Here is a 21,061-nt window from a genome sequence, read left to right as displayed (position 1 = left end):
CCGCGAAAAAGGGATAACAGCTAAAAGATAATTTAAATGACAATTCTTAAAAAAAGATCATGAAACAACAAACAATTATAGTAACCGGCGCATCAACAGGTATTGGTAAAGCTATTGCCGGTTTATTCTTACAACACGGCCATAACGTAGTCATCAACTCGGCTAATGGCGATAATTTAACGGCAACATTTAACGAACTGGGTCATCATGACCAATTAGCCATGGTTACCGGCAGCATTAGCAGCCCGGCAACAGGTCAACAACTTGTTGATACCGCGGTTGAACGCTTTGGCGCGGTTGACGTACTGGTAAATAATGCCGGTATATTTGAACCAAAACCCTTTTTAGATGTTGATGAAGCACACCTTGACAGTTTTTTAAACATCAACCTGAAAGGCACTTATTTTACCAGCCAGGCCGCAATTAAACAAATGCTGAAACAAGGCGAAGGTTCTATCATTAATATTGGCACCGTATTGGTTGACCATGCTATTGGTGGTTTCCCTGCAACAGCACCTATTTCAAGCAAAGGTGGTATTCATGCTTTAACAAGGCAATTGGCTGCCGAGTTTGGTAAAAACAATATTAGGGTGAACGCGATAGCGCCAGGCATTATCAGGAGCCCTTTACAGGCTAAAAACGGCGTTAGCAATGCTGATGACCTTGCCGGTTTACACCTATTAAACCGTATTGGCGAAACACAGGATGTTGCCGAATTGGCCCTTTACCTGGCAGGCAGCAATTTTGTAACCGGCGAGATCATCAACTTAGATGGCGGGCATGTATCCGGCCACCACATTGGTTAATTAGTCAGGTAAGTTTAAATAAACAAACAGGTATGCAACGAGACAATATACCCGGTGCATACCTTAAATAAAAAACGATGAGCAATTATGCAGATAATGCAACGGCTGTAGCAGCCGTATTATCAAACTACTTTAATGGTATATTTAAAGGTGATGTAGAACTTCTTCGCAGTACCTTTCATCCCCAAGCACTGGTAAGTGGCGATATTAATGGGCAACCATATTTTAAAAGCCTTGATCAATATCTTGATGGTGTTAAAAACCGCAAAAGCCCTTTTGAATTGGGCGAAACAACACGCATGGAAATATTGTCGATAGAAATTATTAACTCCATAGCTATCGCTAAAGTACATGTGCCTATGTTTGACTTTAATTATTACGACCTGCTTTCCTTAACCAAGATCAACGGGGCGTGGGTTATTGTAAATAAGTTATTAACTCATGTAAATGTTTAAAGCCATGTGGAACCAGACCAAAATAACCTCGCTTTTAGGCATCAAATACCCAATTCTGTTAGGCCCTATGGGTGGAGGCTTTTCAACTCCCGAACTTTTAGCCGCGGTATCAAACGCGGGCGGCCTTGGAAGCTTTGGAGCATACACCCTTACCCCCGAACAGATACTGGAAGCCGATAAGGCCATAAAAGCGAAAACAGACAAACCCTATAATATCAACCTATGGGTGTCGGATGTTGATGATAGCTTAATTAATTACCCGGCTGAAAGCCTGGAAAAGGTGAAGACACTATTTAAACCATATTTTGATGAACTAAGTATCCCTTTGCCTGATCTGGATACCAATATCCCTTCCAAATTCCTGAAACAGGTGGAAGCCATCTTCCAGATCAAACCAGCCGTGTTTAGTTTTATATTCGGCATTCCTTCAAAAGAGATATTAGATGAAGCCCGCAGGCTGGGTATTAAAACCATAGGCGCAGCCACCACACTTGATGAAGCCCTGGCTTTGGAAGAGGCGAAAGTTGATGCTATTGTTGCTGCCGGATTTGAAGCAGGTGGCCATCGCCCATCATTCCTGAGGCCGGCACATGATTCTCTAACCGGTACCTTCGCCCTTATCCAGCAGTTGAAGGCCAAGATAAAAACACCCGTTATTGCTGCCGGGGGCCTTGCAGATAGTAAAGGCATTGCAGCCGCGTTAACTTTAGGTGCAGATGCCGTACAATTAGGAACAGCTTTTTTGGTTACCGATGAATCGGGCGCAACGCCTGTTCACAAAGCAAGGCTTTTTACCGATGAATCAAAATACACGATACTCTCTAAATCATTAACCGGCCGCATGGGCAGGATGATCCGCAACAGGATCTCGGAAGAAGTTAATTATGAAACCGCGGTGCTGCCATTCCCGCTGCAAACCCGTTTAATGGGGCCATTAAGAGCAGCAGCATTAGCCCAGGGTAAAACAGATATGATCAATTTTTGGTCGGGGCAGAATGCGGTTAATCTAAAACATACTAAAGCAACCGAGCTAATGCAGGCTCTAATAGCCGAAACACAGCAAATACTTCATCATTGATTTATACAGCGTGATCTGAGTAGGTCGAACCAGCGATCCATATGTCTTAAAGGATTAAATACCTTTCCCTCTCTTAATACTCATCCATCCAAAAACCGGTTGGCAGGGTTAATTATTGCAACAGCTTTAAACCGCGCAGGTTTGGCTGTTAAAGCAATTGATGCCTGTAAAAAAAATCGATCCTGTTTCATATGACAATTAAATTATATAATGTCTATAGTTTTTATAGATTATAAATATATATTTGCATCGAAATAGTTCTTATTAATTATCAAGAAAGACTGAGGGAAAGGCCCTATGATGTCTTAGCAACCTGTACGCCATAGGTATAAAGGTGCTAATTCCTGTCTGCAGTAATGCAGAAAAGATAATGTTCGCAAATATTGCAATGCCTCATAGGCTACTCATTATATCGTTTATCCGCCTCCTCTTCCCATTGCCGATTAATTATATATCAAACCATATTAATTATGAAAACAAACCCTACCCACCCCGAAAACCGTAAGTTCTACGCTAAAACATCGTATCTGCGCGCTGATCTGTATACAGCTACCTCTATGCCAGCGATGTGTTGTTGCTGTTAATTATAGCAATTAAGGGTTTTAGTTAATTCTGCTAAGCCCGAAATTATTACCAATTCATTCCTTACAATTTAAATAGGCTATTGATTTTGACAGTATCTGTCTTGAATCAAACCGGCCTGTATGTACTTGTATTGACTTTTTAAACGCTTTACAATAATTATCATGAATAAAATTTACAAACCCTTATTGGCAATTTTATTGCTTTTCCTCATCATACAGACGGTTAGCGCCCAGTCTGTTAAAGTAAGCGGTGTGGTAACCGCCAAATCCGACGGACAGCCGCTTCCCGGCGTCAGCATTGGGATCAAAGGATCTACAGGAGGTGCCCAAACAGATGTTTTGGGTAAGTTCACCCTTAATGCAAACGTTAACGATGTTTTGCGGGTGTCTTACATCGGCTTTGCCACACAGGAAATTCCGGTAACCAATAGCAGTACAGCCCTCCAAATAGTTTTACTGGAAGCGCCAAACTCCCTTAACGAGGTTGTTGTTACAGCGCTTAATATATCAAAAGATAAAAAGTCGCTGGGTTATGCCGTACAGGGCCTTAAGTCAAAAGATATTTCTGAGGCTAAAGAAACCAACCTGATCAATGCATTATCCGGAAAGATAGCGGGTGTGCAGGTTACCGGCAGCCAGGGCGATATGGGATCGTCTCGTATCGTTATCCGTGGAGAAACCTCTGTATCCGGCAATAACCAACCCTTATTTGTGGTGGATGGTGTTATTGTAGACAATTCGCAGTTCCAAGGCACAAACGGATCCCGAGATTTCGCGAATGCAATTTCTGACCTTAATTCGGAGGATATCGAATCTATCAGCGTATTAAAAGGCCCAAATGCGGCGGCTTTATATGGTTATCGTGCAGCTGGAGGTGTTATCCTGATCAAGACCAAAACAGGCAAGGGCGCTCAGGGATTGGGAATTACCATAAACTCCAATACTTCGTTTGCTACTTTAAAGGTGTTTCCTGATTATCAAAACCAATTTGGGCAAGGCGCTAACGGCAAATTCAGTTATGTAGATGGTAAAGGCGGAGGTGTAAATGATGGTGTTGACGAAAGCTGGGGCCCGCCACTGGACGGAAGGCTTATTCCGCAGTTTTACTCAAACGGCGAGGCTGTGCCTTTTGTGGCGCACCCAAATAACGTACGTGATTTCTTCAAAACAGGTGTTACCCTAAACAATGGTATCGCCTTTGCAGGAAGCAGCGATAAGTTCGATTACAGGCTATCGTATAACAACTTGCACCAAACCGGTGTAGTACCAAATTCATCGCAGGGCAGAAACTCATTCCTGTTAAATACTACCTTCCGCCCTAATTCTAAATTAACGATCACTACAATCGCTAATTACATTAAAGATGACGCGGGCAACCTTCCTGGTGCATACGGCAGGCGGGCTACAAGTACCATGCTGCAATTCACTTGGTTTGGCCGGCAAGTAGATATTAATAGGTTAAAAGACTATCGTGATGCCAGTGGCAACACCTTTAACTGGAACAACAGCTATTACAGCAACCCGTATTTTATTGCTTATGAAAATACTGTTGGCCAACACAAAAACAGGATCATTGGAAGCGTGGAATTAAACTATAAGATCGCCAGCGGTTTGTCTGCTAACTTCCGTACGGGTACCGACTATTATACAGACAGGCGCAAGATAAAAGTTTCGTACGGCACTAACGGAACCCCTTTTGGATCTTATGAAGAAGATGCCTATACTGTTAACGAGACCAATACCGAAGCACGTTTACAATACACAAAAAAGCTAAATCAAGATTTTTCATTCGATGGCTTTATAGGCGGTAACATCAGTACCATTCTAAATGAGCAAAATGACCAGATAGCGCCTAAGCTTGCAGTAGCGGGTTTATATACTTTAAGCAATTCACGCGATCCTTTGGTATCGTCTAATTATTATGGTAAACTAAAAACTTATAGTTATTTCGCATCGGCACAAATTGGGTTCCGGAATTACGCCTTTTTAAATTTAACAGGGCGTAACGACTGGTCGTCAACCCTGCCTGTGGCCAACTTATCTTACTTTTATCCATCCGTTAACGGAAGTTTAGTGCTCTCGGAAGCGCTGGACTTAAAGAGTGACATATTAAGTTACTTAAAACTAAGGGGCGGGTGGTCAAAAGTTGGTAAAGCGGCGACACCATATCAACTTATCAATACTTACAATTTTGCGGCTCCGTTTATTTTAAACACGCCACAGGGGCCTATTGCAAACCCGCAGCAAACAATAAACCCAATAGATTTGAATCCAAATCTTAAACCCGAAACTACAACATCTACAGAAGCTGGTATAGAAGCAGGCTTTTTTAATAATAGGTTACGTCTTGACGTGAGTGCTTATAATACCAACAGTATTAACCAAATATTAGCTGTGCTTGTTAGTGGGTCTACCGGATACAGCACCAAGCTAATTAATGGTGGCAGCATTAATAACAAAGGCCTTGAAGTGCAGTTGGGTATAACACCTGTAAAAACGAATGATCTTACCTGGGATGTCACTATAAACTACTCCCGCAATAAGAGCAAAGTCATATCACTTTATGATGAAGGAAATCTTCAAAGTTATATCTTAGGCACCAACCGTACGGTTGATGTATTGGCAGCAGTTGGTCAGCCTTATGGTACCCTTTCTGGTACTTCCTATACTCGCGATGCATCCGGCCAAATAATTATTGGCGCCAACGGAACCCCTATTGTTAATACAACCAAAAAGTATTTGGGGAAATTTACTCCGGATTGGTTGGGAAGTATCAATAACAGTGTTACCTACAAAAATATAAACGTAAGCTTTTTAGTTGACGCACGAATTGGTGGTTCTATTTACTCTAATACTAACCGCACCGGCACTTATACCGGAGTATTAGCGTCTACCCTACCCGGCCGCGGCACAGCAAACGGTGGATTAAGTTATTACTACCCCAACAATAACACATCCTTGCCGGCGGTGCAGGTAAGCGCAGGTGCAGGTGCACCCACAGGCGAAACCGTTTACGACGACGGGATGGTGTTTAAAGGAGTAAAGGCGGATGGAACAGCTAATACCACCATTGTACCTGCTCAATCGTACTACAAAGGCTTTACAAATGTTGATGAAGCCTTTATTTACAGCGCATCTTATGTAAAGCTTCGGGAAATTAAAATTGGCTATACCTTCCCTTCACAATGGGTTAAAGGCATTGGGCTGCAGTCGGCAACGGTATCATTAGTGGGCCGTAACCTTTGGATCATTCATAAAAATGTCCCTAACATCGATCCCGAAACAGCTTTCAATACCGGTAACGCACAGGGTTTGGAAGATTTAACGCTGCCAACTGTACGTAACATTGGGTTTAACATCAATCTTAAATTCTAAAATCATGAAATTTAAATATTCAACTATCATATTGTCCGGCGCATTACTACTATCTGTAACAGCCTGCAAAAAAAATCTGGAAGAGATCAACCGAAATCCAAATGCATCAGAAACCGCCCAGCCAGATTACCTGTTAACAGGCATAACAAAAAACATTGCCGATACTTATTGGGGAACATCTAATAATATGGATGCGAGTTTACTGTTTGTGCAAAACTGGTCTAAAATACAGTATACCGATCCTGACAGATATATATATACAAATACTTCCTTTCAGGACCTATGGAATACAGCTTATACGAAGGGAATAATTAATCTTAATCAATTAATTAAGTTAGCCGATGAACAATCAAACCCCAATTATAAAGGTGTGGCACTGGTATTACGATCATGGGTTTTTACTTTATTAACAGATGCTTACGGCGATATTCCGTATACACAGGCAACAAACATTAAAGAATACCTTACACCAGCTTATGATAAACAAAAAGACGTATACTTTGCTTTATTAGAGGATCTGAAATCTGCACAGGCATCTTTAAATACGTCAGGCCCCGCAATTGGCGGCGACATTATTTATGGTGGTAAAGCTAATGGTATTGGCTTATGGAAAAAATTTGCCAACTCTTTACGTTTACGTATTGCTTTACGAATAGCCGACCGCGAACCTGAAAAATCAAAACAGGTTTTAGCAGATATACAGGCAGAAGGAAGTGGTTACATCAGCGATAATAGCGAGATTGCCCAGCTGGTATATTCCACATCCCCTAATCAAAACCCAATAAGCAACTTGTTTGATACCAGGGATGATTACCGTATCAGCAAAACAATAGTAGATAAATTATTTGAGCTTAATGACCCCCGCTTACCTATATACGCCAGCCCCACTAAAGATGCAACCCCTAAAACTTATGTAGGGTTACCTAATGGTTTGTTAGTAGGGGATGCGAGTGCTTATGGCTTTACAAAAACCTCTAAACCGGGCACATACTTTTTAGCGCCCAACGCTCCCGCTGTGATCATCAGTTATGCCGAAGTATTGTTTGACAGAGCGGAGGCTGCCGCACGCGGCTTTACCGCTGAAGACGCGGCAGATTTATACAAACAGGCAATTGGGGCTTCGTTAAAACAGTATGGAATTACCGATGCCACGGTTAACACTTACCTGGCATCACCCGCTGTGCAGTACGATCCGTCAAACTACAAAAAATCTATCGGCGACCAGAAATGGATAGCGCTGTTTGGCCAGGGACTGGAAGCTTTTGCTGAATGGCGGAGGCTGGATTACCCGCAGCTACAGCCGGCTGTTGCAGGTACACTTGGGGGGAAAATTCCAGTCAGGTTCATTTATCCGGGAACGGAGCAATCGTTAAACGGAGCGAGTTATAATGCTGCGGTAGCCAGTCAGGGCGCCGATGCGCTGACAACCAAACTCTGGTTTGATGTTAATTAACTTTTTATCGGCCATGCAGAAATGCATGGCCGTTTTTCATAATTATTACCCGGGGTTAACCAACTTTTAGCCACCCTGTAATACTCATTCGTGGCAACTGGGTAACCAAAACTTCATGTTCCAGTTCGGTACTTTTAAAAAACACACTTTTACCGGCATTTGGTGTAATATCCTGCGATCCATTTCCATGGTAGATGCGCAAGGCCCCGCCGTCAACCTCAGTGTTTAGATAAATGACCATAGAGAACGCCCTTGTACCGTTCTGCTTAAAATTGTCTATATGGCGTTTGTAAAAACTTCCTTTTTCGTAAAGCGTATAATGAAACTCATAACCTGTAATACCCGCATAACAGCTGCTATTGAGGTGGCTAACAAAGCGATCCATTAAATCAAAAAAATCGTTTTCATAAACATCGTTATGTATGCGGTCGAGCCAGTAAATTTTATCACTGCGTATCAGTTTATCGTGGTTTACCAGTTGCTTGTTCCCAGTGCCGGCGGCAAGTAGCTTATCGCCCGCATAAAGCGCGCTGATGTTGTTTACTAAATGTGCAGATAACGCCTGACTAAGAAAGTTTTTAACTGTACCTACATTGGTAGCCAGATAACTATCAATGAGTTCGTTGAAGATGATTTCCAAATTGATGTAAGGTACACTTAAATCCCGCACTTAGCATTTATTCTTTTATATAGTTTATAAGCCTAATCCTTTTGTTTTCATAGCTTTATATTGATAAAAGAATAATCTTTAATTATTATGCTATACATAACACAACTTATTTACATCAGGGAGGGGCAAGAAGCAATTTTCCACCAATTTGAGGATATTGCTATTCCTATTATTTCGAAATATAACGGGCAACTGCTTCTTAGGGTAAGGCCGGATGAGAAAGCTATTATTGAAAGCAGTGTTGAACAACCCTATGAAATTCACCTGGTTAAATTTACAAGTGAACAGGATCTTGAAAATTTCATGAATGACGAGGACAGAAAAAGATTCATTCACCTTAAAGAACAGTCAATAGAATCAGTAGTGCTAATAAAAGGGGATAAATTATAAATCCATACCTGGCATAAAGCCCCACAGATGTGCGGGGCTTTATACTAAGTTGCGGTGTTTTTCGAATCGATTCATCCGCCCAACTGCATAATCGCGTTGTTATATGCCAGCCGAAGGATTAAGATAGGTCGCCCGGTATATTTTCCGAAACATAAGGTAAGTTATACTTACCATCAGGAACGCAATAATGGCATCGACAGTACCTAAAGGGCCAACTACACTCAGTTTGGAGGCAAAGGCAAAGATGATATCGAAAAATACTCCTGCAAATACCCATTCTTTTAACCGCAACAGTTTGCCGGGAATTAAAAGAACGATGATCCCTGATAGTTTGGCGATACCCAGCACATAAATAAAGTAGGCGGGGTAACCTAATTGTAAGGTGATGTTCCAAACAATTGGATTCCTGGTCAGTTCAAAAAATCCACTTGCACCAAACCATAAGGAGGTTAATACAGTGCCTGTCCAATAAATTCGTTTTGCATTTTTTAATGTCATGATCTTTTAGTTTAAGTGTTTTCTTAAGACCAAATTTGATATTTACCGGTTGAAACTTTGAGCAGTTTCTGAGTGAAGCAGGCAAATTGCAAGCTGGAAAGGACAATTGTGAGTGTTAAATATTTTTTGAATTATCTGATACCCGTATAAATCATATAAACAAAAAAGCCCCGCGGACGTGCGGGGTTTTGTTTTGAGTGCTGATGAGTAATAAATGGATATTTCCCGCTTCTTAATAAGAATGCGGGAAATATTCGTTTTCAACACTTCCGTCTTCATACAAATTAAGCATTGCATAACCCGGCGGGGTTTCCAGATAATAACCCGGACCAGCTGATTCCTTATCGCCTTTGCCCCACCAAAAACCACTCATAGCCCCATTGCAGCAATATAAAACATCGTTATAATGCGTTTGGTCAGATAAATGGTTATGGCCACTTAAACACACCCTTACCTTATCGCGGTGCTTGTAAAACAGATCTTTTAACTTTTTGCAATCTGAATGGCCACCGCCTACCAGCACCTGTGTAGTACCCAGGATAGGATAATGTGACATGAGCAATGTAGGCGCAGATGCAGGGATCTTTTCCAATTCGGCCTGTAGCCAGGTAAACTGCTCTTCATCCAGGGAAATTTTGCTGTTATTTCCATCAAGCACAATAAAATGCCAATTCTTTTTGGTGAAGCTATAGTACCGGTTCGGAATTTTCAATCGTTTAACCGCATATTCTTTCCCATACATTTCATCCTCTTTTGAAGGTGCTTTCCACCATGAATCGTGATTACCAATACAGCTATGCACCTCATATTTGTCAAGCAAGGTCATGCAATCATCCCAAACCTTCCATTGCTTTGTAACCTGGTCGCGTATTACATTATCATAAGATGCATCATTAATAGAATCACCTCCGTTCAGGAAAAAATCGGGCTTGCGCTTAGTTATGATCTCCCTAAGGCATTTTTTAAACCTTTCTGGTGCGTTTTGGCCATCACTGATATGCACATCGGTAATATGCGCTACGGTAAGGGCTAATTTTTTACCTTTTTTTTCTTCATTACCACTAACGGAAGCCAGGGCAGGCAGCCCGCTGGTTACTATTATACCGGTGGCTAAGCCTGCTGCCTTTAATAAAGATCTTCTTTTTAAATTCATCATTTTATTCTGTATCATAAAATATAAAGCGTAGTGCCTTTTACCAGCCGAATATTTGTTTAAGATTTGGGTTTAATATTACCTGCTGTTGTGGTATAGGGCGGTAATAATATTTAGGCTCCTGAAAATCGCGCACTGCCGATTCGGTTACCATGTTACTACCGGTATTAACATTTTTCAAATACACGGTAGCATCAGAACCAATTGTACCTGTGCGGTAGTAAACCAACTTTACCCCTAACGAGTTCTTTTCCTTTTTATCTTCGGCCGGGATGCTTAAGGATCCGTCGATCAAAATAATGTCTTCTACCCCATCACCGGTCAGATCATATTTCCCTAAACCTGCGAAATACATTCCTTCCGGGCTTTTGGTTAATAATTTCCCGGCTTTCCATCTCATCAGGTCATCATACCTGGTGTTTTCAAATGCAAATTCAACCCTGCGCTCTCTTCTTATCTCAATGATCACACCGGCGTTTGAACCGATATTGCCAAATTGTTGCTGCAACAATACATCCGGGGATGCATTTGCCTGCGCTATATTAAGATCAGGCATGCCAGCCCTTTTTCTGATCAGGTTCACCGATGCATCAAGTTGTTGTTGCGTTAGTGTACCCAGTTCGGCCAATGCTTCGGCGTAGTTCAACAGCACTTCCGCATATCGGTATACCGGGAAATCAACACCATTTAAAGTAGCTTCCTCAGTGCTGTTCACGTATCCTTTTAGTTGGTGATAGCCTGTAAAATTTTTGTTTAAACTTTGGATGTAAGGTTGTTTATCAGGACTTCTAACCCATCCCGGGTAGGCTACTGTTTGAGCAAGCCGTGGGTCGCGGTTTTCAAATTCTTTTACAAAGCCAAGTTTAGTATAGTTTGGCTGATCTGTAAAACGGCTGCCGTCTTTCATCAGGTAGCTTTGCATCAGATCTTTAGCCGGAGCCTGTTCGTAATCGCCAAAAACTACCGAATTCACATTCTGGCTTCTATTCTTACTCAAATCAAAAATATTAGCCAAAACAACTTCCTCATTCCCGGTAAGGTCCTGGCTGTTAAACAAAGCAGCATAATCCTGATCGGGTTTTCCGGTGTTATAAATAGTAAATTTCCCTGAACCCATTATGTCGCCGGCTATTTTAACAGCGGTTTCAAGAAAACTATTTGCAGTACCTGCTAAATTTAGTTCTGAATGATACTTACGATAAGTGCCCTCGTAAAGCGCGGCACGGCTATAAAATACAGCCACCGCCCATTTTCCAGGTGTACCCGTAGGGACATCTTCCCGTACATGCTGATAAGCAAAATCCAGATCGGCCATCACGCTATCTATAACCAGCGCCCTTGGGTCGCGGCCCTTATATAGATCTTTATCACCAGGGTTTAAAGTGCCCGAAAACCAGGGTACATCCGAAAAGCGTTTAACTTTATCAAGGTAAAATACTGCCCGGTAATATTTAGCCAGCCCTACATAATGATTTTTTATCTCGGCCGTTACTTTGGCTTTATTATAATTTTCTAAAAAGTAATTGATGTCACGTAATTTGCTCCAACTGGCCGCATCCCAGCCTGAGGTAATATTTTGTGAGTTGGCACTGCCTGCCATCACATTTTTCACTTCTACGTTAGCGGTAGTTGCAACGTTATCACTGCTTTGATCGTTCAGGTAGGTATTCCTGTCGGGCAGTGAAAGCAAACCATTAACGTATAACGATAGGTCACTTTCTGTATTAAAGAAAAGATTTGGCGAGATAGCCGTTTGCGGGAAACGGTCGAGGGCGTCTTTTTTGCAGGCAGTAAATGCAACCGCAATAAATAGGATATATATAGTATATTTCTTCATAACTAATTTTTTAATGATTGTTAAATCGCTTAATAATTAAAAATCTAAGTTTATGCCAAGTGCATATTTACGCTGATATGGATACGCCATGGCGCTTGCACCTGCATTTACGGCTTCGGGGTCTATATATTTCTTTATAGCCGAGAATTCATAAAGGTTATCGCCGGTTGCAAAGATCCGCAGGCGGCTTATGCCGAAACGCTTGCTCATTTTAGAAGGGAATGTATAACCTACCGAAACGTTCTTAATTCTTAAATAAGCGCCATTTAAAAGGTACTTTGTTTGAGGAATATCTAATCCCGAACCATAATTGGCATCGGCCAGCCATGACTGCAATACAGGGTAATAGGAGTTAGGATTTGCATCGGCCAAGCCTGCTGCGATATAAGATTTGGAATACTGAGCCCTTTGCTCTGGCGAATCAGAGGTGGCACGGTAGTAATTAAGGTTCCACGGGTATATATTAGCGTAAGGTTGCTGATACGGCCCCCAGAACAAATAATTATGTGGGTAAAAATCTCTTTTTAATACCCCTTGCAAGAATATCGAAAGATCAATTCCATTCCAATCCATATTTATATTAGTCCCGATACTATAATGATCGGCACTATTACCAATAACTTTTAAGTCTTTTGGATCCTTTGAACTTAACCCTGCTTCAATTTTACCATTGCCATCCAGATCTTTGTATTTTGGCCATCCATTAACAATGCTTAAAGCGCCCCATGGTATAATAGCCGATTCATCAAGCTTATCTATTTCGGCCTGGTTCTGGAATAAACCATCATTTTGCAATCCCCATATCTCTCCAATTTTTTGGCCTACGCGATAATTGCTTGAAAAAAGCCCCTGATCGTTCTGGAATTTGGTGATCTCCGAATCGGAGTTAGAAAGGAATATCTTTGATGTGAAATTAAAAGGCTTAGATGCTAAAGTGAACCTGTCCTGGTACGTTACAGATAATTCCCAGCCTTTGGTTCTTAGATCTGCCGCATTTTGTGCCGGAGCAATAGTTCCAAGCACGCCAGGCAATTCCTGCCCTGCTGTAAGCATCCCCCTGGTATTGCGGATATAATAATCAAACCCTACCAGAAATTTATCGTTAAAAAGGCCAATATCTGTACCCATATTAAAGGTAGATGCCCTCTCCCAGGTATAAGTATTTGGATCAACAAATAACCCCGGGGCACCATTAATGATCGGACTTTGGCTATTGCCGCCTATTAAATAGTTCGAAGCACCCGGCACCAATGATTGTATATAGCCAAAGTTTTGAACTTCCTGGTTCCCAAGGTCGCCATATGATGCGCGTAATTTAAATGTAGATACCACAGGGGCCAGTGGTTTAAAAAAGTCTTCGGCACTTGCTATCCAGGCTGCAGATGCAGACGGGAAAAAGCCCCAGCGCCTTTCTGTGGGGAAGCGGGAAGAACCATCATACCTGCCGGTGCCCTCTAATATATACCTGCCTTTATAAGTATAATTTAACCGGCTAAACACGCTGGTAGTAGCATACGCCGAATAACTTGCGCCCACCGAAGGCGTACCATTGGTTAACCCCAAATAAGGTAGGGAAGGTGAGATAAGCCCATCTTTTGATGCATTGATGGTTGAATAGCTGTAATCTTCAGAGTTATAACCAACCATGGCGCTAAAAAAGTGGTCGCCAAGGGTTTTCTTATAGGTGGTATATAAATTGAACGCATTGTTATACAGGTAGCCATTATTTTCGGTTACAGATCCTGTACCACCTTCCTGCCGTATATCATCCGGCCCAAATCCAATATTATATGTATTGGCATCAGCATGATACTTCCACAATTCTCTTTTTAATGAAGCATCGCCATTTACAGTTAAATCTCCATTTAAAAATGAGGCGGTGGCGCTGGTAATATTTTGAAACCCAAACATGGTTTGGAGGTTACTCCCGCCATCAACCAACCTCGCTGCAAGCCTGCCGGCTGCCGTATTGGCCCAGGTGCCATCCGGGTTTTTAGCTACATCTGTTGGTTGCAGGTAATAAATATCTGTGATATTAGTGGTTGGCTGCGCGCGTTTAGTTTCGTAGATATTAAGGTTATTATCTACTTTAAGCCATTTTAAAGGCGAAAACCCAATCCTCGACCTCAGGCCATAACGGTTCCAGAAATCATCTGAAAGTTTATTGAGGCCGTTTTCTTTGGTATAATTTGCAGATAGATAATAGGTTAAAGGTGTATTATTTACTGTAGCCCCGCCCGAAAGCGTTAGTGTTTGGTTTTGTGATAAGCTGGCATCATTAAAAAAATATTTATACCAGTTGTTGTTACCCATGTACGCCCATTTGGTTGGATCGGCCGGATCTAACCGTGTATCAGCGATAGACGGATCATCTGATCTTTCTTTAGCCCATTTGTACCATTCATCACTATAATTTACATAATCCCACGGGGTATTATTTGTAGAGGTTTCGAGCACTTTTGAATAGATAAAGGGATCGGTTATTGGCTGCGGTAATATGGTAGTTTTACCCCATGAGGCAAGCGCATTGTAGCTGATGGTTTGATGCCCTATAGAACCTTGCTTAGTTGTGATAAGGATAACCCCAAAAGCAGCCCTTGCCCCGTAAATAGCAGCCGATGCCGCATCACGCAATACCGTGAAAGATGAAATATCTGAAGGGGTTAACCGCAACATATCATCGTTAGTTCCGGGGATACCATCAATTACAATTAATGGCGACCCTCCGTTAATAGATGTAAAGCCTCTGATGTTAATTACAGGAACCGTACCTGGTGCACCACCGGGATAGGTAATATTCAGGCCCGGGCTGGCGCCCTGCAAGCCCTGCAATACGTTTGATACCGGGCGGGATTCGAGCTGTTTCCCCGAAATTTGATCGATAGCGCCTGCAATGTTTATTTTTTTCTTAGCACCAAAACCCACAACTACCACCTCGTTAAGATTACCATAGTCGGGGGTTAGGGTTACATTTAATTGTGTTTGCCCATTAAGTGTAATTTCCTCCGGCTTATATCCCACAAAAGAAAAAACCAAAACGGCGTTTGGCTTTACATTGGCAAGGGAATATTTACCTTCCATGTTTGTTGTAGTACCCTGGCTTGTACCTTTTACACCGATATTAGCCGATGAAACAGGCACCTTGGTTTCCGCATCCAAAACCACACCGCCAATGGTGATATTTTGGGCGAAACTTTTTGCAACAAAGAGCATGAAGCAAATCAATAGTATTTGTTTTTTCATAATTAATTAAGATTTAGCATATTTTAATTTCCGTATGTTGTACTATCAGAATCGAGGCTAAAGTTCCGTTTATCATGTTACCTTTAGGTTAGCGTTCAATTAATAAATTAATTGAACATACAATCAATTTATTAAATTTAAAAATAAGATTATCTTTGAATAGTTTGATAGTTTTAGATAAAAATTAATATGGGTAGAAAGAGTCTTAAAGAGGTAAGACAATTAGAAATTATAAAGACCTTCTATAAGGTTGCTAAAAAAGAAGGGTACGAAAATACCTCTATAGCCAAAATAGCAAAGGTGATGGATATTAATCCAAGCCTTGTAAGTCATTATTTTGAAACAAAGGAAGATCTTACGTATGCGTTAATAGATCATATACTCGAAAGGTACCTGCTCATCTACACCATTAAAAATAAAGAAGCGGTTACGCTTACCGATCTGCAAAAAACCATTGAAATGCTTTTTTCAAAAAAATGGAATTTGCTATTCGACGACGGATTGTTTTATACTTTTTACGCGCTGGCATTCCGAGAGAAAAAAATTAAAGCAAAGTACAAGACCATTCTGGATTCTCTTCGTTTTGCGTTGGCATCAATGATAGAGCGATGCAACGAAAAACAGTTATTAAACGTCCCCGCCCCCAAAGTAGCCGCCGATCTGATTTTTGTACTGGTAGATGGCGCTTATTTTTACCTTTCGCTGGAGAGTGACAAAAAGGCTTATGTAGAAAGGCTTGATTACTATAAGAACAAAGCCTATCAAATTTTGGGGATAGATCAATCAATTGGTTCGGGCGGTATTTTGAGTTCGTAACTGACGGCCCAGGGCATAAACCCCAATAAACATCCATAGCAGGTTAGCTACTGCATTTGGCATATCGTCGCTATCAACAGCGGTGGCCACCAAACACAGGCCACCTACAATATTCAATAACTGAAAGCCGAGCGATTCGGCTTTTATCACTTTCATACTTAATAATAGATAGCCCACTGTGCATAAAACCACACCCAGCCAGCCCATACTTGCCAATATAATTTGCCTCATAATGTTAGGTTAATTTAACAAGATTAACGAAAATGGAGATAACCAGGAAGATTAAATGATAACCTTAACAATTTGCTAATGCAGGGAATCTACTTTTGACCCGCGGAAACATTTCATGATTTTACTTAACACCTAAAAACAACATATATGCGTATCATAAACACTTTAATTTTAGTAATGCTAAGCTTGGCCACATTCGCCCAGCTTAAACCCAAAGTTGTAATTGTTATTGCAGATGGGATCCCGGCAGATGTGATAGAACGCCTGCGCCCCCCTGCCATGCAGCAGATCATTAAAGAGGGTGCCTATACAAGGGCACATGTTGGCGGCACAAAAGGCACTTATACAGAAACACCTACCATATCGGCACCAGGGTACAACAATATGTTAACCGGTACATGGGGCTATAAACATAACGTGTGGGATAATGACAACCAGCACCCTAATTACAATTACCCTACCATTTTCCGGATATTTAAAACGGCAAAACCAACCGGCACCACTGCCATATTTTCTACCTGGGTAGAAAACCGGAAAATGTTATTAGGAACAGGCCTGCCGCAAACAGGCAACCTGTCTGTAGATTATGTTTATGACGGTTACGAAAAAGATACCATCGCGTTCCCGCACGATAAGGCCAGCCTTTACCTGCATCATATAGACGAGCATGTTGTAAGTTGCGCAGATTCAGTTATCCGGGCAAAAGCACCGGATCTGTCATGGATCTACCTTGAATATACAGATGATGTGGGCCACAGCAAAGGCACAGGGAAGGAATACGATAAAGCCATAGGCTTGTTGGATGAGCAAATGAAAAAAATTGCAGCTGCCATTCATTTCCGCGAGGCAAATTATAAAGAAAAATGGTTGCTGCTGATCACCACAGATCACGGCCGCGACTCGTTAACAGGTTCAGGACACGGCGACCAAAGCAAGCGCGAAAGAACCACCTGGTTTATTTTAAACCACCCGGTCACCAACGCATATTTTAAAGCTTCTCAACCCGGCATTGTAGACATATTGCCCTCAGCTGCCAGTTATTTAAATATCAATCTGCCTGTTCCGGTTAAAAGGGAGCTTGATGGCGTACCCATCGTAGGCCCGGTATCAGTAAGCAATGCCAGACTGGAAAACACCGCAAAGGGATTTACCCTGAAATGGAAAGCATTTACCAAAACGGAAAAGCTGAAAGTTTATATTACTTATACAAACCATGCAAAAGAAGGTAAAAAGGATATTTACAAATTGATTAGTACACCATCTGCCGGCGCAGAAAAATTCAACTACAGTTCTGCCGGTTTGCTAAATCAACCTTTTTATAAAGTTGTTATAGAAGGTAAACATAATACCATCAATGTTTGGCATACTGTAAAGCCCGCGGCATCTGTAAAATAGAATTGTGTTCAAGGAAATCGTGAGCATTGTTGAAGTTTCGATTACTGCATTTAGTAATATTAAACAAAAGGCAGCCTATTAATTGGGGCTGCCTTTGGCTTGATATAGTTAACTTGTCTATTTATCCCATTCCTTGGCCGCAAACATTATAACTTATTAAGGTCGAATGGAAGCTTTCGTATTCGTTTACCCGTCAGATCAAATATCGCTTCAGTTAGCGCGGGTGCAAACGGCGGAAGTCCCGGCTCACCAACACCGCCAGCGTTTGCATCATTCTCCATAACATGCACCTCTACCGGAGGCATATCGGTAATTCTTGGCATTAAATAGTCGTAGAAAGTTTCGTTGCTCTACCAATCCGTCTTTAAAAGTAATCTGATGAATGGTTGCCGCACCAAGCGCCATCAGAACAGATCCTTCTACCTGGGCATGTATAATATCCGGGTTTACGTACCAGCCACAATCCACAACCGCCCAAACTTTATCAATTTTGATTTTCCCGTTTGCTTTTCGTGAAACTTTAACGACCTGGCCAACAGTGGTTGTATATATACATTCCTGAAAGAACATCTTTTTGCCGATATATTCAGCCGGGATAACCTTGATTACCAAAGCCGCGAGATTTCAACAATTTCTGCATTAGCCAGCCTGGGAGGGGTAGAAAGTCAGCTCCGTGGCCACCTCAATGTTGGCAAAAATGTCGGTCTTACAGAACAACAGTTAAGGGCGGTTGCATCTGCCTTATACACAAAAATAGGCAGGGAGGAAGGCTATAGTGCGGCTAAAATTTTAGATGAAATGTTCGGCCAAACAGCAACTACATCTATCCATTCGGAACCTGTAGTAAGTATTCAGCAAGGAATATTTAACAAAGGCGATAAAATTGCCAGCAACAATTTTTCAGGTGATGTATGGCTAAATATGCTCGTTCCAACAGATAAGGCCTATAACACCCAAATTGGCTATGTAACCTTTGCGCCGGGAGCCCGGTCAAATTGGCACTTACATCCTTCGGGGCAAATACTTCTGATAACTGGCGGGCTGGGTTATTACCAGGAAAAAGGCAAACAAATTCAGCTGCTGCACAAAGGCGACATTGTTAAATGTTCGCCAAATGTGATCCACTGGCATGGAGCCTCGCCAGGCAGATTCATGACACATATCGCTCTAAGCCCGAATATGGATAAGAGAAGCGTTGTATGGTTAGGAAAAGTAACAGACAAAGATTACAACAGCAACGCTCCAAAAATTGACTGATTTTGCCAAAGTTCTCCGCGAAAAATGATATTTATTCTATATTGTTTTCGGCAAGCAATTTTTCCCAGGCAAGCGGATGTGCTGTTTCGGTAACATATTTCAATATTGCCTGCGCACACGTTTCGGCAGTGGCGTTTGCCGTGTCTACCTCAAAGTCATACGTGGTTTTTGCGTGTACACGCTCATATTGATATTCGGCGGTGCCAATAGAGCGGTCGCCTCTGTTGATCTCTCTTTGCTTAAGCGTTTCCAGGTCGCAATGCACCCCAATAAAATAAACCCTCAGATCTTTGAGAGCCTTAAGGCAATTAAGAAACCATTCCTGCTCTTGGAAAACGTGATCTATCACCAGGCAATTTCCGGCTATAGACAATCCGGCAAGGCTGTTATGAAAGCCCTTAATGATCAAATTTGATGTTTCCCGGCGACGAATGTGATCATAAGGAGCCATCCTTAAAAAAGTATCCATCTTTACATGCAGATAAGGCAGCTCACCAAACTCTTGTATTTTATATGCAATGCTCGATTTCCCGGCGCTGGATGTCCCATTTAAAAGTATGATGGTTACCATATTAATATTAGTGGCTGTAGTGGTGGTGGTAAATTTATTAAAGAAAAATTTCTTTGTGATATTTTAATATAATTATTTTCTATAATTCATATCAATCCCGTATGTTTATATATTCATAAAACATTGTTTGTAAGTTTTTTAAATGATTATAAATATATACTTATATATCAAAGAAAGATTTTCAACTCTGAATAAAAAATATCACAATTAATAAATGCGGACGACGAAAAGCATCTAACAGAGTAGTCATTAACCTAAACCAACAAATTATTATGAAGTTAAAAGAAGCCAATTTAAATGTATCGGCCTTGGCCGATGTTGACCAGCTGATCGAAAGTATGCTTGTTGACAAACCCGTGATCGGCGGATTTATCAGTTTTATTATGACCGCGGTACATGATGTTGAAACTGCTGCTAAAAATATTGCCACGAATGTCGCCCATGATGTTAAAACTGCGGCTACGAATATTATCACGAATGTCGCCCACGATGTTAAAACTGCGGCTACGTACGTTGCCCATGATGCTAAAACTGCGGCTACTCGGGTTGCACATTTTGTTACTGCGAATAAATCGGCAGTGCTAAGTGCGATTACCGCTGCTGTTACTGATGGGGCTGATGGAGCTGCACTGGCAAACCCGCCAAAAACTGCTCAAATGACAAAAAACATCGCTTCAAGACTAAAAAATAACAGCGTTGAGGCCTTAACACTTCAACAGCTCCTTATGATCAGAAAAGAAGCTTTAAATTAAAGTAATGGTCTGGTTTGTTATTACAACACTTGCTATATTTTTTATAGCAAGTGTTTTTTACCAGGTAAAAAGCCTGCAGGGCAAGTTTGCAAAGTTTGATATACTGCATCTGTTGCCTAACTATTCTTTCTTTGCGCCAAGACCAATGGTGAATGATTATCGCCTTGTTTATAAAATAATTGGGAGCGAAGAGTGGTTGGAAGTGCCCCTTTATAAATATTTTTCATTACAGAGGATTTTCTGGAACCCTTTTAAATATTATAACAAGGGTATGATCGATTGTTTTAACTTTTTGATCGCCGAATTTAATAACCTGGCCGAGGATAATAAAGATTTTATCCTAATCTCTGAAAATTACCTGAATATACTGATGCTGATAGTTGACCATATTAAGGATAAAGAAGCAACCATCAGGTTTGCAATTGTAGCTGCCGAAGGAGTAGAAACCATACAAATAACCGATGTCATTTTTGCCTCGGCATATCAAAAATTATAAC

General features: G+C 41.4%; 20 protein-coding genes, 1 pseudogene and 1 riboswitch. Of the genes and pseudogenes, 12 read left to right on the top strand and 9 right to left on the bottom strand.

Going from position 1 to position 21,061, the window contains the following annotated elements:
* The first annotated feature begins 59 nt into the window (after window positions 1-59).
* The 5 genes from JWQ85_RS06585 to JWQ85_RS06565 all read left to right on the top strand — a co-directional run bounded on the left by JWQ85_RS06585 (window position 60) and on the right by JWQ85_RS06565 (window position 7,751).
* A complete protein-coding gene (locus JWQ85_RS06585) occupies window positions 60-806 on the top strand; it encodes an SDR family oxidoreductase (RefSeq protein WP_299465760.1) in 747 nt (248 codons plus the stop codon).
* 77 nt (window positions 807-883) lie between these two features.
* Window positions 884-1,261: a nuclear transport factor 2 family protein gene (locus JWQ85_RS06580; protein WP_299465757.1), complete on the top strand. Its 378-nt coding sequence runs from the start codon at window positions 884-886 to the stop codon at window positions 1,259-1,261.
* A complete protein-coding gene (locus tag JWQ85_RS06575; protein ID WP_299465754.1) occupies window positions 1,254-2,339 on the top strand; it encodes a nitronate monooxygenase in 1,086 nt (361 codons plus the stop codon). The genes JWQ85_RS06580 and JWQ85_RS06575 overlap by 8 nt, the downstream gene beginning before the upstream one ends.
* A 265-nt stretch (window positions 2,340-2,604) precedes the next feature.
* A riboswitch (SAM riboswitch) is annotated at window positions 2,605-2,713 on the top strand.
* 372 nt (window positions 2,714-3,085) lie between these two features.
* Window positions 3,086-6,298: a SusC/RagA family TonB-linked outer membrane protein gene (locus JWQ85_RS06570; RefSeq protein WP_299465751.1), complete on the top strand. Its 3,213-nt coding sequence runs from the start codon at window positions 3,086-3,088 to the stop codon at window positions 6,296-6,298.
* Between the two features lie 4 nt (window positions 6,299-6,302).
* Window positions 6,303-7,751 carry a SusD/RagB family nutrient-binding outer membrane lipoprotein gene (locus JWQ85_RS06565; RefSeq protein ID WP_299465748.1) on the top strand — a complete coding sequence of 483 codons (1,449 nt, stop codon included), beginning with the start codon at window positions 6,303-6,305 and terminating at the stop codon, window positions 7,749-7,751.
* A gap of 55 nt (window positions 7,752-7,806) precedes the next feature.
* Here JWQ85_RS06565 and JWQ85_RS06560 read toward each other — a convergent pair whose 3' ends face one another.
* Complete coding sequence (locus JWQ85_RS06560; RefSeq protein ID WP_299465745.1) at window positions 7,807-8,391, bottom strand: 2OG-Fe(II) oxygenase; 585 nt, start codon at window positions 8,389-8,391, stop codon at window positions 7,807-7,809.
* A 117-nt stretch (window positions 8,392-8,508) separates the two neighbouring features.
* On the opposite strand from JWQ85_RS06560, the gene JWQ85_RS06555 reads away from it, so the two are divergent.
* Complete coding sequence (locus tag JWQ85_RS06555) at window positions 8,509-8,811, top strand: hypothetical protein (protein WP_299465742.1); 303 nt, start codon at window positions 8,509-8,511, stop codon at window positions 8,809-8,811.
* Window positions 8,812-8,910: 99 nt separating this feature from the next.
* On the opposite strand, the gene JWQ85_RS06550 is transcribed toward JWQ85_RS06555, so the two are convergent.
* From JWQ85_RS06550 to JWQ85_RS06535, 4 genes are all read right to left on the bottom strand, one after another.
* Window positions 8,911-9,309 carry a DoxX family protein gene (locus JWQ85_RS06550; RefSeq protein ID WP_299465739.1) on the bottom strand — a complete coding sequence of 133 codons (399 nt, stop codon included), beginning with the start codon at window positions 9,307-9,309 and terminating at the stop codon, window positions 8,911-8,913.
* 232 nt (window positions 9,310-9,541) lie between these two features.
* Entirely contained in the window at window positions 9,542-10,480 is a 939-nt protein-coding gene (locus JWQ85_RS06545; RefSeq protein ID WP_299465736.1) for a metallophosphoesterase, read from the bottom strand.
* Window positions 10,481-10,502: 22 nt separating this feature from the next.
* Complete coding sequence (locus tag JWQ85_RS06540) at window positions 10,503-12,299, bottom strand: RagB/SusD family nutrient uptake outer membrane protein (protein ID WP_299465733.1); 1,797 nt, start codon at window positions 12,297-12,299, stop codon at window positions 10,503-10,505.
* A 36-nt stretch (window positions 12,300-12,335) separates the two neighbouring features.
* Window positions 12,336-15,542, bottom strand: coding sequence for a TonB-dependent receptor (locus JWQ85_RS06535; RefSeq protein ID WP_299465730.1), 3,207 nt, complete (start codon window positions 15,540-15,542; stop codon window positions 12,336-12,338).
* Between the two features lie 189 nt (window positions 15,543-15,731).
* On the opposite strand from JWQ85_RS06535, the gene JWQ85_RS06530 reads away from it, so the two are divergent.
* Window positions 15,732-16,358 (top strand): TetR family transcriptional regulator, encoded by a 627-nt coding sequence (locus JWQ85_RS06530; protein WP_299465727.1) that lies wholly within the window; start codon window positions 15,732-15,734, stop codon window positions 16,356-16,358.
* On the opposite strand, the gene JWQ85_RS06525 is transcribed toward JWQ85_RS06530, so the two are convergent.
* Window positions 16,326-16,589 (bottom strand): hypothetical protein, encoded by a 264-nt coding sequence (locus tag JWQ85_RS06525; RefSeq protein ID WP_299465725.1) that lies wholly within the window; start codon window positions 16,587-16,589, stop codon window positions 16,326-16,328. The genes JWQ85_RS06530 and JWQ85_RS06525 overlap by 33 nt on opposite strands.
* 147 nt (window positions 16,590-16,736) lie before the next feature.
* Between JWQ85_RS06525 and JWQ85_RS06520 the strand changes: the two genes are divergently transcribed.
* The gene (locus JWQ85_RS06520) at window positions 16,737-17,984 is read left to right on the top strand and encodes an alkaline phosphatase family protein (RefSeq protein WP_299465722.1); all 1,248 of its coding nucleotides are present in this window, start codon (window positions 16,737-16,739) and stop codon (window positions 17,982-17,984) included.
* A 146-nt stretch (window positions 17,985-18,130) separates the two neighbouring features.
* Here the strand turns inward: JWQ85_RS06520 and JWQ85_RS06515 are convergent, their stop codons facing one another.
* Together JWQ85_RS06515 and JWQ85_RS06510 are read right to left on the bottom strand one after the other, a co-directional pair.
* The gene (locus JWQ85_RS06515; protein WP_299465769.1) at window positions 18,131-18,307 is read right to left on the bottom strand and encodes a hypothetical protein; all 177 of its coding nucleotides are present in this window, start codon (window positions 18,305-18,307) and stop codon (window positions 18,131-18,133) included.
* Window positions 18,255-18,554, bottom strand: coding sequence for a molybdopterin cofactor-binding domain-containing protein (locus JWQ85_RS06510; protein WP_299465766.1), 300 nt, complete (start codon window positions 18,552-18,554; stop codon window positions 18,255-18,257). Before JWQ85_RS06510 ends, JWQ85_RS06515 begins: the two co-directional genes overlap by 53 nt.
* On the opposite strand from JWQ85_RS06510, the pseudogene JWQ85_RS21900 reads away from it, so the two are divergent.
* Both JWQ85_RS21900 and JWQ85_RS06500 read left to right on the top strand, forming a co-directional pair.
* A pseudogene (locus JWQ85_RS21900) lies at window positions 18,513-18,662 on the top strand (hypothetical protein); the annotation flags it as partial. The gene JWQ85_RS06510 and the pseudogene JWQ85_RS21900 sit on opposite strands and share 42 nt — an antisense overlap.
* 120 nt (window positions 18,663-18,782) lie before the next feature.
* Window positions 18,783-19,241, top strand: coding sequence for a cupin domain-containing protein (locus JWQ85_RS06500; protein ID WP_299465719.1), 459 nt, complete (start codon window positions 18,783-18,785; stop codon window positions 19,239-19,241).
* Window positions 19,242-19,272: 31 nt separating this feature from the next.
* On the opposite strand, the gene JWQ85_RS06495 is transcribed toward JWQ85_RS06500, so the two are convergent.
* Window positions 19,273-19,812 carry a hypothetical protein gene (locus JWQ85_RS06495; protein WP_299465716.1) on the bottom strand — a complete coding sequence of 180 codons (540 nt, stop codon included), beginning with the start codon at window positions 19,810-19,812 and terminating at the stop codon, window positions 19,273-19,275.
* Window positions 19,813-20,084: 272 nt separating this feature from the next.
* Here JWQ85_RS06495 and JWQ85_RS06490 point away from each other — a divergent pair, with 272 nt between their 5' ends.
* Window positions 20,085-20,564 (top strand): hypothetical protein, encoded by a 480-nt coding sequence (locus JWQ85_RS06490; protein WP_299465713.1) that lies wholly within the window; start codon window positions 20,085-20,087, stop codon window positions 20,562-20,564.
* A 4-nt stretch (window positions 20,565-20,568) separates the two neighbouring features.
* Entirely contained in the window at window positions 20,569-21,060 is a 492-nt protein-coding gene (locus JWQ85_RS06485) for a hypothetical protein (RefSeq protein WP_299465710.1), read from the top strand.
* Window position 21,061 lies beyond the last annotated feature (1 nt).

Origin of the sequence: Mucilaginibacter sp., assembly GCF_028288105.1 — a bacterium.
Classification (GTDB): Bacteria; Bacteroidota; Bacteroidia; order Sphingobacteriales; family Sphingobacteriaceae; genus Mucilaginibacter.
The sequence above is the reverse complement of the archived record's forward strand: the minus strand, read 5'-3'. Positions and strand labels throughout refer to the sequence as shown.